Annotated in this window: 7 protein-coding genes; 6 read left to right on the top strand and 1 reads right to left on the bottom strand. The window is 37.3% G+C overall.

All coding sequences use genetic code 11. The features are described from left to right. Positions 1–498: 498 nt before the first annotated feature. The 4 genes from ACPF63_RS10435 (at position 499) to ACPF63_RS10420 (ending at position 9262) form a co-directional block, all read left to right on the top strand. The gene (locus ACPF63_RS10435) at positions 499–7119 is read left to right on the top strand and encodes a beta strand repeat-containing protein (protein WP_426482957.1); all 6621 of its coding nucleotides are present in this window, start codon (positions 499–501) and stop codon (positions 7117–7119) included. Between the two features lie 80 nt (positions 7120–7199). After that, positions 7200–7688, top strand: coding sequence for a hypothetical protein (locus ACPF63_RS10430; RefSeq protein WP_426482956.1), 489 nt, complete (start codon positions 7200–7202; stop codon positions 7686–7688). Positions 7689–7709: 21 nt separating this feature from the next. After that, a complete protein-coding gene (locus tag ACPF63_RS10425) occupies positions 7710–8234 on the top strand; it encodes a hypothetical protein (protein WP_426482955.1) in 525 nt (174 codons plus the stop codon). Positions 8235–8914: 680 nt separating this feature from the next. After that, on the top strand, positions 8915–9262 hold the full coding sequence (locus tag ACPF63_RS10420) for a helix-turn-helix domain-containing protein (RefSeq protein ID WP_426482954.1): 348 nt from the start codon (positions 8915–8917) through the stop codon (positions 9260–9262). A gap of 191 nt (positions 9263–9453) precedes the next feature. Here the strand turns inward: ACPF63_RS10420 and ACPF63_RS10415 are convergent, their stop codons facing one another. After that, on the bottom strand, positions 9454–11064 hold the full coding sequence (locus ACPF63_RS10415; protein WP_426482953.1) for an AraC family transcriptional regulator: 1611 nt from the start codon (positions 11062–11064) through the stop codon (positions 9454–9456). An 883-nt stretch (positions 11065–11947) separates the two neighbouring features. Between ACPF63_RS10415 and ACPF63_RS10410 the strand changes: the two genes are divergently transcribed. Then, positions 11948–12520, top strand: coding sequence for a TetR/AcrR family transcriptional regulator (locus ACPF63_RS10410; RefSeq protein ID WP_426482952.1), 573 nt, complete (start codon positions 11948–11950; stop codon positions 12518–12520). Between the two features lie 84 nt (positions 12521–12604). Continuing rightward, complete coding sequence (locus ACPF63_RS10405; protein WP_426482951.1) at positions 12605–14206, top strand: aldehyde dehydrogenase family protein; 1602 nt, start codon at positions 12605–12607, stop codon at positions 14204–14206. Positions 14207–14208: the final 2 nt, after the last annotated feature.

The following is a 14208-nucleotide window of genomic DNA, read 5'->3' as shown; positions in this document are numbered from 1 at the left end:
TATGATTTTGATAGGGTTCAATGTACCTTTGCCAAAAATTATTGTTTCGAATACCCCTGATTATTCCTGTAGAATTCAATGTAGTTTTGGATATATTGATATAATCATAGTTTTCGCCTATCACGGCTACTGAGAATTCTAAGAAACCTTTCAGAAATTTTTAGACATATTAAAAAATACAAAACACAAAAAGATGAAAACATACCTACTATAATTTCTCGACAACATCCGGACAGGTATCATTCATACACAAAGTCCCTAAAATCAACTACAGGCCTACAAAGAATAAGTGCCTGAAAAACACATATCTCAACGACGGAAGTCTATTAATCAATATTATAGACATTTCTGATTTGGGTTATCTCATGATTGAAAAACGCAGGTCTAAACTTCAAAATAACGGGATTCAACTTGTAAAATATTCATTATTAGCGAGTTGTTTCTTGGCTGTCTTTTTTTGAAATTCAGACTAAAAAAATTATTTAATATTTATTTTCTATGAAATTAAAATCAACCTATTATAATGCCCGAAAATATACTTTTCGGTCGGCATGGATTATTTTGATGGCTTTCAGTAGTTTGACTGCTGTAAAATCTCAGAATCTGCTGACAGAGAGTTTCAATTATGCTTCTGGTACATTGCTTACGAATGCCAATTGGTTACAGTTTGCGGCAGGAACACCTACAATAGCCGTATTCAATGGAAACCTCCCCAGCACAGGTACTATTGTCAATAATTTTGGGAATAAAGTATCTTTGGCAAGCAGCGGGCAGGATGTGTACCGTAGCTTTACAGCAGTAGCACTTAATACCACAACACCGGCGGTATATGCCAGTGCTGTGGTGAATGTATCTGCTGCACAGGCTACCGGAGATTACATGATCTCCCTGAATGATATTGCCCGGTTATATATCCGGTCAAATGGCACAGGGTTCAGTTTTGGAGTGATGAGATCCTCCGGAACTGTTGCTTATGAATCAACTGTAAGACCTTTCAATACTAATATCAGGGTGGTTTTAAAGTATGAGCAGGTAACAGGAGCAGCCAATGATATCGTTAAGCTATATGCAGATCCCGCATCAGGAATAGAACCTTCTACAGCTGATATTTCCCACACCGGGACAGCTGCAGATATGACCTCAGTTTCATATATTGCGTTAATGCAGGGAACGACGGCTAATGCTCCGACCCTTGAAGTTGATGGGATCACAGTAGGTACAACATGGGCAAGTGTTACTTCAGCTATTTATGATTATGGTGATGTCCCTTCCTCTTATGATTTCACCAAGGACGGAGTTTATGCACCTGCCGCACATTCCCTTGTTCCTAATTTTTCATTAGGAAGTGTGCTTCCGGATTCTGAGCTTGCTCCTAACAGTGTTTCCTCAGGGGCAGATAACAATGGAGCAAACGGAGATGGTGCCGATGAGGACGCGATCAATATTGCAACTAATCAAATCAGGAAAGGAATACCTTATACTTTAAACGTACCGGTTAGTAATGCATCCGGAACAAAATATCTATATGGCTGGATCGATTTCAACAACAATGGAAAATTTGAAGCCGGAGAATTTGCAACGGTTGCTTTCAGTACTACAGGAAGCAGTACCCAGGTTCTTACCTGGCTTCCGGCACAAACCTCTACCATTGCAGCAGGAGCTACTAAGCTTTATATGAGGCTTCGAACTTCTGACAGGGTATTGCAGGATTTTACGACAGCGGCGAGTGGGGGTGCTGTTATTGATGAGAGAAGTATTGGAAACGGTGCTGTTTCCACAGGTAATGCAGCGGACAACGGTATAGTAGCCGGAGGAGAAGTGGAAGACTATCAGATAGAAGTAACCAATGCGTTCGACTACGGAGATGTACCTGCTGCCTTTGAGAATGATAAGGATGGAAATCCTTTGCCGGCATTGCATGCTCCGCTTTCAGGATTTACTATGGGAACTCTTCTGGATACAGAAATTTCTCCAAACAGTGCTGCTGCAGGAGCTGATAATAATGGAACCAATGGAGACGGAGCAGATGAAGATGGTATTACATCGTTAACGAGTGTAAGCCGTAATGTGGCTTACAGTATCACTGTTCCTGTGAATGTTCCGGGAACCCTGACAGGAACCAAATACGTATATGGATGGTTGGATATAAACGGAGACGGACGATTCCAGATAGGAGAATTTACCACTGCTACCATAGCTGTAACGGGTGCTACAAATGCCACACTAACATGGACAGCGGCTCAAACGGCTTTGATTCCAGCAGGAACTTCCAAAGTATACGCAAGGCTGAGACTTTCCAATTTGTCGCTTCTTGACTTTAATTCAGGGAGTAATAGTGCTGTCATTGATGAAAGAAGTATAGGAAATGGAGCTACGGCCAGTAATAATGCGGCTAATGCTCTTATTACTGCTTTTGGAGAAGTGGAAGACTATCAGCTGCCTGTGGATTTATATGATTTCGGAGATGTTCCTGCTTCTTATGAGATCAATAATACAGGTGTTTCAAACCCTGCAAGACAGATTGCTACTCCTCAGTATAAGATTGGCTCTGTTATAGATAGCGAGGGTGCTGTGCAGAGTGTAACAGTTGGTAATGATAATAATGGAACCAATGGTGACAGTATTGATGAAGACGGCTTTTCTGGAACCCTTCCTGTTATTACAAAAGCGGCTTCATTTAGTTTTTCAGTACCGGTTACAGTTCAGACTGCATCATCGGTTATTGCATGGATAGATTTTAACAATAACGGAAAGTTTGAAGCCAGTGAAGCTTCTTACACATTGGCAACTGGTTCTGTTACAGGTTATCAGTCGGCTGCTGTTGGTAATTCTGTAAAAACATTTTGGTTTAGAGGAACACAGACGAATACAATACCAGACGGAATCAATAATCTGTATGTAAGGATCAGGCTTACACAAACTGCAGGTACAGATAATACTGTTACAACAGCTGTGGATGAACGTTCCATAAGTGATGGTGCTAATACGGGGATCTATACGATTCCGGTTAATGGAGAAGTGGAAGATTATCGTTTTATGGTAACCAGAAATCTAGACTTTGGAGATGCTCCGGAAAGCTATGAAATGGATAAGGACGGTATGGGAAATCCTGCGAACTTAAAACCTGCAAGGAATTCTGCAACAGATGCTTTGTTTTTAGGAATGTCTTACACGCTGGAACCAGGTCCATCTTCTGCTGCTTCCGGAACGGATAATAATAATCCTAATGGCGATGGAGCTTCTGATGACGGCCTTTCCCTGGATCAACTGCGTATCCGTACCAATGCTATAAATACATATACTGTAGGAGTAAATAATACTACAGGAGCTGCGGCTACATTGTATGCCTGGATTGATTTTAATAACAATGGAAGATTTGAAGCAAGTGAGTTTGCTACAGCACAGGTTGCCAATAATGCCGTATCTGCGAATGTCAGCTTCACAGCGGCTCAGGTGAATACTATTGCAGCTTCCACCGGAAAAGTATACATGAGATTAAGATTGGTACAGCCCAATGCCGAATTAACGATAGCAGATCTTACTACAGGCACTAATGCAATGGTAGTGGATGAAAGAGCTATTGCAGATGGGCTTAGTACAGGATTGTATACTTCTGCTTCTCTAGGGGAAATAGAGGATTATCAGCTGATCATCACAAAAGATTACGGAGATGTGCCCGGCAGTTACGAAAATGGAATTCCTGCATCTCATACCAACAGTATAATTCCTGAACTTATTATTGGGACGACAGTAGACTATGAGCTTATTAACAATGCGGTAGCTTCAGGAGATGATAATAACGGGACCAATGGAGACGGTGCAGATGAAGATGGAGTGATTACACCTCAAACTATTACAAGCGGTACTCCGTTTACACTGACTGTACCCGTTAATACAACCGTTACCGGGACGAAGAATCTGTATGCATGGATTGATTTTAACGGAGATGGCGTATTTAACGGAAATGAAGCTTCAGCAGTTTCTGTATCAGTAACTGCAGGTACTACCAGTAACTTTACTCTAACCTGGAATTCCACAAATGCATCACCTTCTGTAATTTCAGCCGGAAAAACCTATGTGAGACTACGTCTTTCAGGAACCGCTCTTACCAATAGCAACAGTGCTAATGTTGTATTGATAGATACACGAAGCTTTGGACAGGGTGTTGATGAAGGAGAAATTGAAGATTATCAGTTTCAGGTGAGTAACTTATATGACTATGGTGATGTACCTGTTAATTTGTACGAATATACCAAAGACGCAGTGCCTGTATACCAGCCCGCACGTCAGGCTTCTTCTTCTACCTTAAGATTGGGTAACACAGTAGATATTGAATCTGCTCCAAATACCGTGGCAGCTAATGCTGATAATAACGGAACCAATGGAGATGGAACGGATGAAGATGGTATTACTTCAGTAATGCCCGTTTATAAAGGAATTAATTACTATTCTAAAGTGAGTGTACTGAATAATACAGGTGTTGCAAAAACACTATATGGATGGATTGATATTAATAATAATGGAAGATTTGAAGCTTCTGAGTTAGCTTCAGTTTCAGTACCAACTTCTGCATCTCAACAAACAGCAACACTTTTATGGACAGGAACCAGTACCAATACTATTCCTACAGGTACCACTAAGGTGTATATGCGTCTGCGTGTATCTGAAAATCTTTCTATGAGCGATTTTGTGACAGGTGTACCAGGTGCATTAGTGGATGAACGCTCTATAGGAGATGGGCTTAATACAGGTCTTTATAATATAGCCTATGGTGGTGAGGTGGAAGATTATCTTTTACCTGTAATTACTGATTTAGATTATGGAGATACTGCTCAGGCTTCTTATGAAACAAGCCGGACTAATACGGTAGCTCCTGCAAGACAGGCATCCAGTCAGGGATTATATCTTGGTAATAATCCGGCAGATTATGAAGCGGTAAAACAAATACAGGCAGGGAATGCTTTAGGAGATGATACTAATGGGGAAGACGATGAAGATGGAACAGTACCGGGACCTGTAGTGTCTGGCGGTGGTTATAGCTTAAATGTTACGGCAACAAATAGTACAAGTGCTGCCAAAACACTATATGGCTGGATTGATTTTAATAACAATGGCAGCTTTGAAGCCTCAGAAGCAACTATGGCCTCAGTTCCTGCAGGAGTTAGTCAAGGAAATATAGTTTTGAACTGGGCAACAACTGCCACTAGTATTGTTGGAAATCCAAGCCAACTATATATGCGTTTACGTATATCGGAAGGTGTATTGACTGATTTTATAACTGGCGCTCCGGGACTTGTAGTAGATGAACGTGCACTTGCTGATGGCCTTAGTACAGGTGAATATGCTGCTAGTCCTGTAATATACAATGGTGAGATTGAAGACTATACTATTCCGGTAACCACTGATTTAGATTATGGTGATGTTCCTGTGAGTTATGAAAAACCAGGTGCAGTCTTGATTCCTGCCAGACAAATTTCAAGTGCAGCATTACAGATAGGAACAACTCCGGACATAGAACCTTCTGTACAAAGTGTAGTTGCAGATACTGATAACAACACAACGAATGGTGATGGACTGGACGAAGATGGAGTAAACCCTAGTGCAAATGAAGTAATAAGAGGAACAGCATTTTCTTTACCTGTGAAAGTAACGGACGTTATAGGATTAGCAAAAGTATTATATGGCTGGATCGATATAAATAATAACGGAGTATTTGAAAGCAAGGAAGCAACCTCTGTTTCAGTTCCTAATAATACTGTAAATGGAACCGTTATGCTTACATGGACAGCAGCAAATACTGTTGATATAGCAGCTTCAAATGTGTATCTGCGCCTGAGATTATCAGACGGGGTTCTTACTGATAATCCGGGTACTGCTTCATATGACGAAAGAGCTGTTGGTGATGGTCAGACTACAGGAGCTTATGCAGCCAATGCATATCGTGGAGAGATTGAAGATTACAGACTTCATGTTACTTCTCCAATTGCATGTTCAGGTACTGCCAATATCCCTGCTAATGGAACAATAACAGTTAATGGGATACAGGTAACTTCTTCATCTTCAGGTAATGTTACTTATTATACTCCTGCTTATGGAAGTTGTAGTGGAGATACTATTAGCCCAGGATCATTATGGGTGGGTAATGGCTCGCAGACTACTGCTACGCCAGCTTCTGCATGGTCTGTTACTTTTACCTTTGATAAGCCCGTTAATGATTTGGTAATTCTATTATCAGGTTCAGGAAATACCTATAATGAAGATTTTATTTTCAATTCCAATGGGGGAGCAGTATCTCTCTTCTCTAATAATTCTTGTTATTCAACAATTAATGGAAATAAAATAATCTCTGGTCAGGGTTCGCCTCCGGGTACTGGAGGTGGTGGTGTTTTCAAAATCAGTGCACCAAATGCTTTTACAACATTAACGATCAATGGTGGAGGCGGTGCCAATGGTACCTTAATAGCAATGTGTTCGGCAAGTATTACGCCGCAGCCGCCTGTTATTAAGCAACTTACTCCTGATGACCAAACGGTATGTACAAATACAACACCTGCAGCGATTGCAGTTTCTGCAACAGGAACAGGAACATTGAATTATCAATGGTACAGTAACGCAACTAACACCAATACTGGAGGAACAATAATAGCTGGGGCTACATCTGCAAGTTATACACCGCCAGCATCTTCTGTTCCGGTAACAAATTATTACTACGTAGTGATTACAGATGATAATGGAAGTACAACCTCACCTTCGGTAGATGTTATTATAAATGATTGTACAGGAGTACCATGCTATAAACCAGGTGCTACGACTGGTGGAGCAACATTAATTAGCAAGGTAGGAATCACCTCGTTAGACAGATCAATGGCACAAGCTGATAACTGGCCTGCAATACGTAGCGGAGCATGGCTTGTATTGGAAGCTAAAACCAAAGGTTTTGTACCTAACCGATTGGCTTTTGATGCTTCAGGTAATCCTGTGGGAATTCCTGCTGCTAATTTCGTAGAAGGGATGATGGTGTATGATACAACAACTAAATGCCTGAAGGTGTATACCTCAACAGATGGTGGAACTACATTCAGCTGGCAATGTATGAACACACAGACATGTCCTGATTAATTAATAATAAATATTCATTCCGGAACCCAGAAGTTGGATGGCCATTCCGGAATGGATTTTAACTGTTAAAAAAACAAAAAATGAAATACACACATCAATATGTCATATTTTTAATAGTGACATTTTTAGCAGGGTGCCTTTCGGTTATCTCTGCACAGGAAAAAAGTCCTTTAACGAACAGCGTTTTAAATTTTGAAGGAACGGGCTTTCATCCCGGAACAAAAATGATGAGACTTTCAGGGGCCTCATTGCAACGTACTGATAACAAAAGAGCTTCCCTTAATGATAAAGGAATAGTAGTCGGGGAAAGCGGATTATATCAGATTTCTTTTTCTGGCAATATGCGGGAAAATGACAATTTTGAGCAAAAAGAAGAATATGTTGTATATATCAACGGTACGGAAGTGATGAAAGGCTATGAAGTTCCTTCACCTCCTACAGGAGTTCTGTCTTTTCAAAAAGAGCTAAAAAAGGGTGATATATTAAGTATCGGGACTACTGCTGCTGATAAGGAACTGAAGAGTATGGCCGGAATTAATATGCTGTCGATGAGATTGCTGAAAAACTAATTGTGTAACTATAAAGCAACAATGAAAAAAACAATAACAACAATCATTCTGTTCACCGCGATAGCTGTACAGTCACAGGTCGCTATAGATAAAGCGAACGTAACGAATGGTTCTGTTTCTCTGGAGTTTGGTGATACGGAGAACAAGGGAATAATTCTTCCTTATGTTACCTCCAAAAGCGGGATTACAGAAAACGGGACAATAATTTATGATGCTTCTGATTTTAAAATTAAATACCTAAAGGATACCAACACCTGGTTTGATTTAAGTGTTGATCCCACAGGAACAGCTGATTTAAGCATTCAGGGTAGTGAAAAAACAGAGCAGCCGGGCGCTAAAGTAACTATTTACTCCACTGCAAGTGCAAATGATGCTCTACAGGGGATTCTTGTGCTTGGTGATGCAGATAAGGCAATGATACTTCCCAAAGTTGCCAGCCCTCATCTGAATATTATCAACCCAAGCGCGGGAATGATGGCTTATGATACTGTCAAAAAACAATTGGCGGTTTATAATGGCAAAGTATGGACATTTTGGAAACCATAGACTTTAATTGATACCATCTTCGGCCAGGCAGTTTGGATAGGAAATATTTATCTACAACTCTGCTTTGGCCGAAGCTTTATGCCATGGAAAAAATATAACAGGATTGTTGGAGAAAGTAAAAAAGAACTTTTAGAAATAATGGTAAAATCCGGTTATAGATCCAAAGTATCAATACCTGTTTTTTGTAGAATAACTGTTACGAGAACTGGTACTATTCTTAAACACCAAAAGACTAAAAAATGTTTTAAATGATAGACCTGACAAGAGATTCACATAGGATGACCAATAGAAAAAATGGGGAGAACGGGTAGAGAAGGCATCTCAATTTTTTAAATGTCAAAAAGAATAGATAAAAGCTGTGTTTGCAGATGTTCTTATGAAGTAGTCGAAATTCTTGGACTATGATTTTTCAGATTATATTCTCTTTTTATCTTCTTCATCGATTACTGCTGAAAGTAAAAAATAAAATACAGCTTCTCTGTTTGTTTTTAGAAAAAATACACACAAAAATTTTTGATTTTATATTAGAATTAGTAATAAAACAGTAGAAAAATGAAGCAACAGACCATAACGGAATATAGAATTCATAAGATAACCCTCTATGAATGGATCATTAAATATTGGGAATTAGAAGAAAAATAATTACCACAACCTAGTCTGAAAAACACAATTAATAAAATATGGAAGAATCAAGCCCTGATTACAAAATGATCTTCACTGATATCATTACCGAACAATTTCCTCACAAAAAAGAATTATGCCAAAACATTTTAGGAAAAGAAAAGTTATCAACGTTCGATATTATAAAATTAAATAAACTACTATTTGAAAAAGAAAACAAGGAAAAAAATATCTTCAATCAAAAGCATCGTTCTTATGACACATCTACAATCCGGGAAATCTTAGATTATCAAATAAAAAATAATTTAAATAATACAGAACTGGCAAATTACTTTATGCTGAGCAGAAATTCGGTAACGAAGTGGAAGAAGATGTTTAATATGAATCAAAAGGATAAGATGATTTAAGATTTTTCATCTGTGTTCGTTCTATCATTTCCTTATCATTCAAAATAAACACAAACAAGTCTTAAAAACCACAAAAGATAAAAACATCAATAAAAACCAGAACCGAAATTTTCGGCTCTGGTTTTTATTTTAACTGTCAAAAACTCATTGTAAATGAGAATTTAAATTTTATGAATACTGCTTTCTGAATTTTATAATTGAGTTTGTTTGTTCTTTTTTAGATTTTCTATAAAATAGGAAGGAGTGACCCCGGTTTCTTTCTTGAATACTGTTATAAATACCTGGTGGGATGCAAAACCGCATTCTTCTGCAAGATAGCTTATTTTATATTCCAGGTACTGAGGATCATTATACAGTTTTTGGGTTATATATTCAATTTTCAATCCGTTAATATAATTACTGAATGATTTCCCTTTTTGAATTTTGATGATTTCGGTAAGGTATCTCTGATTTGTATTCAATGAATGGGCGAGGGAGCTGAGGTTTATATTTTTTTTTAAGTATTTGTCAGAACTTTCAAACTTATTCAGTTTGGAAAGTATAGAAGCCAGCGTTTCGTCTGAAATAGGCGTAAATGTAGGTCCTTTTTTCTCTACTTTACTAGTGTTCTCAGTATTTGATGTATTTACATTGAGCTTTTCAACCAGCTTTTCATAATTCTCCCTGATCTTTCTGTTTTTTTGCCTCAGATATAATACCCCGATAAAAATAACCGCAAAAATTGCTAGTATGGCGCTGGTAAGAATTTTGAAAATACTGTTATTGTAAGAAATGTCCTTTTGTGTACTTATATCTTTGAGAGTGTTATCTGTTATTTTTTTCTGAGTGACCGAGATACTGTCGGAAAGGTCTGAATACAGCTGGGTATATCGTAAAGTAGAATCTTTACTCTTAAGGGCTTCATAGGAGTTAGCCAGTACCATATAGGCAGTTAGTCTTTCATTGACATGCTTACTTTTCTTTTCCAGCTTCAATACCTCAGTGGAATAAGGGATTGCTTTTTGGGGCTGTTGTGTATACTCATAAAAGCTTCCTAATGCATTTAGGAGAATTATTTTGCTGGGTAATGTTTTAATTTTTTTAGTTTCCAGAATATGTAAAGCTTCCAGAAGGTATTTTTCTGCCAATTCAGGCTGCTGTGGTTTATAAATGCCGGTATAAAACATACCTATCTGAATATGGATAAAAGAAAGCATATAATATTTTTCATCCATACTAAGAATATTTTTATCATTATCAGGTAGTCGTTCTATTTCGTATAAACTCTTCTTGAAATAAGACAGAAGTGTATCCTGCGGGGCTTTGATAGCCTCGGCATAGCTTGCTAACTTTAAATAAGTACTTGATGATCTGAGATGCTGATTATTTTTTTTATAATAGGAAAGCGCTATTTGAAATTCATTATAAGCTTCGCTATTCAGCCCTAAATTCCGGTAAGCTGACCCCCTAAATTCATGAACCTCTGCAAGAGCCTCATCATCATTAAGTTCCTGAGCCAGTTTTTCTGTTTTTTCTCCGTAGGTAAGGGATTTTTCATTATCTCCATTGCCATCAATAAGCTTTTTCATCAGATATTTACAACTGGACATCAATCCCTCTTTATATCCTATGGCTTCTGATCTTTTTTCAGCTTCTGTATAAAGGGCTATTCCCTTATCCAAATCCATTGCCGGGTTGGCTGGTGAAGACAGTTTTGTAGCCAGAATGATCATCTTGTCGATTTCTTGTTTTTTTGCTTCTGAGTTTTGCTGTTTGCAGGCAAAAAAAATCAAACAAAATGAAAATAATAATAGTTTTTTCATTGTTGTGTTTTTGTAATGATAACAGGTGGTTATTTTAAAATTTTTTTTGGAGATCTAGGAAGAGAAATTATAAGTCCTAAAATTTTATTTAATTAGTTTGGATACTTTTTGTGAGTGGGAGCTAAAAGTATTATGAAATCTTTTTATTATTTTGGATGCAAATATAAATGTTTATAAGCTTTGTTTCTTTTTTTCTGATATTTATAATTAATTATTTCCAAATTTGATAACTTTGAATAATGATTAATATACTGATTATCAATACGATTTATTTGTAAAATATAACATTTTAACAAACAAGAAAAACTAGTTAATTTTATACAATAATTCTATATTTATTAATACAAATTGTTGTTGTTAAAACTAATATATCTATAATATTGTGTAAACCTTCTTTGATATTTTTCAGTATCTGCTGTCGAAAAAGTTTCAAATACACAAATTACATATAGATGATAAAGAAATTATTATTTACTACCAATTTATTACAACATTATGAAAGGTCATAATTGTTTTTTTGCTGAAGAAATGACCAACTCTTTTTATGATTTTAAATGATTTGATAAATATTGGTTTTGTGCATTAGGCTGAATTTGGAAAATGGGTGATGAACTCAATTCAGGAATAATGAAAGGCTGAGATTTGTAGGATGAAAAAGATTTCTAAACTCTAAACTAATTTTTTTATAACATTCAAGTCAAAAGAGTACAAGAATCATTTCCTAAGAAAGATGGTAATTCCATCTATAATTCATGTGTAAAAAAAGAAGAACAAACTATAAGATTAAATATTTATGCAGTATTAATAGCTACAAAAAAATAAATTGAGTATTCATAAAATTTTGTTACATTTGTTCATGAATGAACATTCAGTTAACTAAATTATGCAGGGAGAGAAAATAGAAAAAAAAACTCAGATTGTTAAGACAGCATTAAGACTATTTTCAGAACAAGGTCTCCAGCAGACATCAATGGCACAACTTTCAAAAGAGTCGGGAGTTGCCGTAGGAACCATGTATTTACATTTTAAAAGTAAAGATGAGTTAGTTGAAGGGTTATTTCTGTATATTCAAGAATCGTTCGGTCAAGCGATTGATCTTTCTGACATAGAAATGAAAGCTCCTTACAAGGATCGTTTTTTTATTTTAGGAAGAAAAGTACATCATTATTACGTAAACAATCCTACACATTTTTTTGTTGTGAATACCCTGAATTATTCACCGTACATATCAAAAGAAATTACAGAATTGGGAAGAACCTATTATCAACAATCTGTAGACCTTATGATTGAGGGGCTTGAGAACGGATCATTTCGGCCTATTAATATTGTATTGTTAATCCGATTTATTTATAATGCAGTGATTGCATTAGTTCAGATACAGCTCAAGGATAATATTGAAGTTACAGAACATATGATAGACCAAAATATTGAAAGGATATGGAAAGCTATTTCATAAAAAAAATTTAACACAAAAACCGAATGAATATTCATTTATACGTGAATATCATTAATTCATAATGATTTAAAAAAATTATTTACAATGACAGCACAAGAAGCTTTTAATCAATTAGACCCAAAGAAATGGGCAGAAACTTCAGTAGTGGAAAAACTTCATCTACTGGAAGAAGTACAGAATAATCTGAAAAAGTATGCAGACGATTTGGGCACCTCTGATCAAAAAATGAAAAACACCATCATGGGTGAAGACATTTACACGCATGCCGAATCAGTATTTGCCACAGCAGTTCCATTGGCAGGAAATGTTTCAGCCTGCATCCAGCTTTACGAATCCATCGCGAAAGGTGAAATGCCAAAACCATTGAATGTTACCAAAGTAGATGATGATACCTATGATGTACATGTATTCCCAATGGATGCCAAGGACAAAGTACTCAGTGGAACACAAAGTGGACATTTGCGTATAAAAGGTATTCCGAAGCAAGTAAATCCTTTAGAAAAGCCAGCCGGGGTAACTGCCATTTTGGGAGCTGGAAATTACAGTTCATCACTTGAAATGGTAAAAGCCCTTTTTTACGATAACAAAGCTGTCATCCACAAACCACATCATCTGAACGAAGAAACTGATGCGATCTGGGAAAAGATTTTCAAGCCTATTATTGATTTTGATGCCTTACGCTTTGTTTCAGCAGATCAGGGACGTGAACTTACAACAATTAATGGTTTAACGGCCATCTATTTCACAGGGGGGACGGGAACGGCCAAAGCAATTATGAGCAATACCAATACCCCTATGGTAGCAGAGTGTGGTGGCAATAACCCTTGCGTTATAGTTCCCGGAGACAGACCCTGGACGAAAAAAGAAATGGAACACCAGGCTAATCAGATTGCTACTGTTGCCAAGCTCAATGGCGGTGCTGTATGTGGCCGCCCGCAAACTCTGGTAACTTCCAGACATTGGGAGCAGAGAAATGAATTTTTAAATGCTCTGAGAAAAGCTCTTTCTGAAGATACTCCGGCTGCCGGGGCCTATTATCCGGGAACAGATAAAGCAGAGGAAGGTTTCAAAAAAGCCTATCCGAATGCAGAAATCTTAAAACCTGAAAACGGCAGATTCAAACATGCCAATTTTATGCTTATTACAGACTGTGAAGAGGACAGCTATGCCACACAAAACGAAGCATTCTGCCAAATTATGGATGAAGTTGCATTAGACATACCAGCCAATGCCAAAGATTTTTTACCAAAAGCTACTGCATTCTGTAATGATAAACTATTGGGTTCATTGGGATGTATGCTTCTTATAGATGAAGACACCAAAAAGGCTCATCAGCATGAATTAGACACCGCAGTAACCCATCTGAAATATGGAGGGATAGCTGTAAACACTATTCCTGTAATTGTATTTTTAAGCCCTTATCTGACTTGGGGCGGAAATGAGCAGGGTAAAGAAATGGTATCCGGTTCCGGTAATTTCGGAAATCTGCTGGGCTTTGAAAATATTGAAAAATCAATTGTTTACGACAAATTTGTATCTCCTGGACATATGCTTCGTACCAACCAGAAAGCATTTGACCATCTTGCAAAAAATATGGCAAGCTATTCCATGGAACCTACCTGGAGAAACTTAACAAAAATGGCCGGAATAGCAATGATAGACGGCTTAAGAAAGAAAGATTTTTAATT

This window comes from Chryseobacterium sp. R2ACT005, from assembly GCF_049949215.1.
Lineage (GTDB): Bacteria > Bacteroidota > Bacteroidia > Flavobacteriales > Weeksellaceae > Chryseobacterium.
Note: the sequence above shows the minus strand (reverse complement) of the source record. Positions and strands in the feature narration are given on the sequence as shown.

Coding starts and splice junctions, on each gene's coding strand:
- ACPF63_RS10410 (WP_426482952.1), top strand. CDS start 11,948: ATGCAGGGAGAGAAAATAGAAAAAAAAACTCAGATTGTTAAGACAGCA.
- ACPF63_RS10405 (WP_426482951.1), top strand. CDS start 12,605: ATGACAGCACAAGAAGCTTTTAATCAATTAGACCCAAAGAAATGGGCA.
- ACPF63_RS10430 (WP_426482956.1), top strand. CDS start 7,200: ATGAAATACACACATCAATATGTCATATTTTTAATAGTGACATTTTTA.
- ACPF63_RS10425 (WP_426482955.1), top strand. CDS start 7,710: ATGAAAAAAACAATAACAACAATCATTCTGTTCACCGCGATAGCTGTA.
- ACPF63_RS10435 (WP_426482957.1), top strand. CDS start 499: ATGAAATTAAAATCAACCTATTATAATGCCCGAAAATATACTTTTCGG.
- ACPF63_RS10415 (WP_426482953.1), bottom strand. CDS start 11,064: ATGAAAAAACTATTATTATTTTCATTTTGTTTGATTTTTTTTGCCTGC.
- ACPF63_RS10420 (WP_426482954.1), top strand. CDS start 8,915: ATGGAAGAATCAAGCCCTGATTACAAAATGATCTTCACTGATATCATT.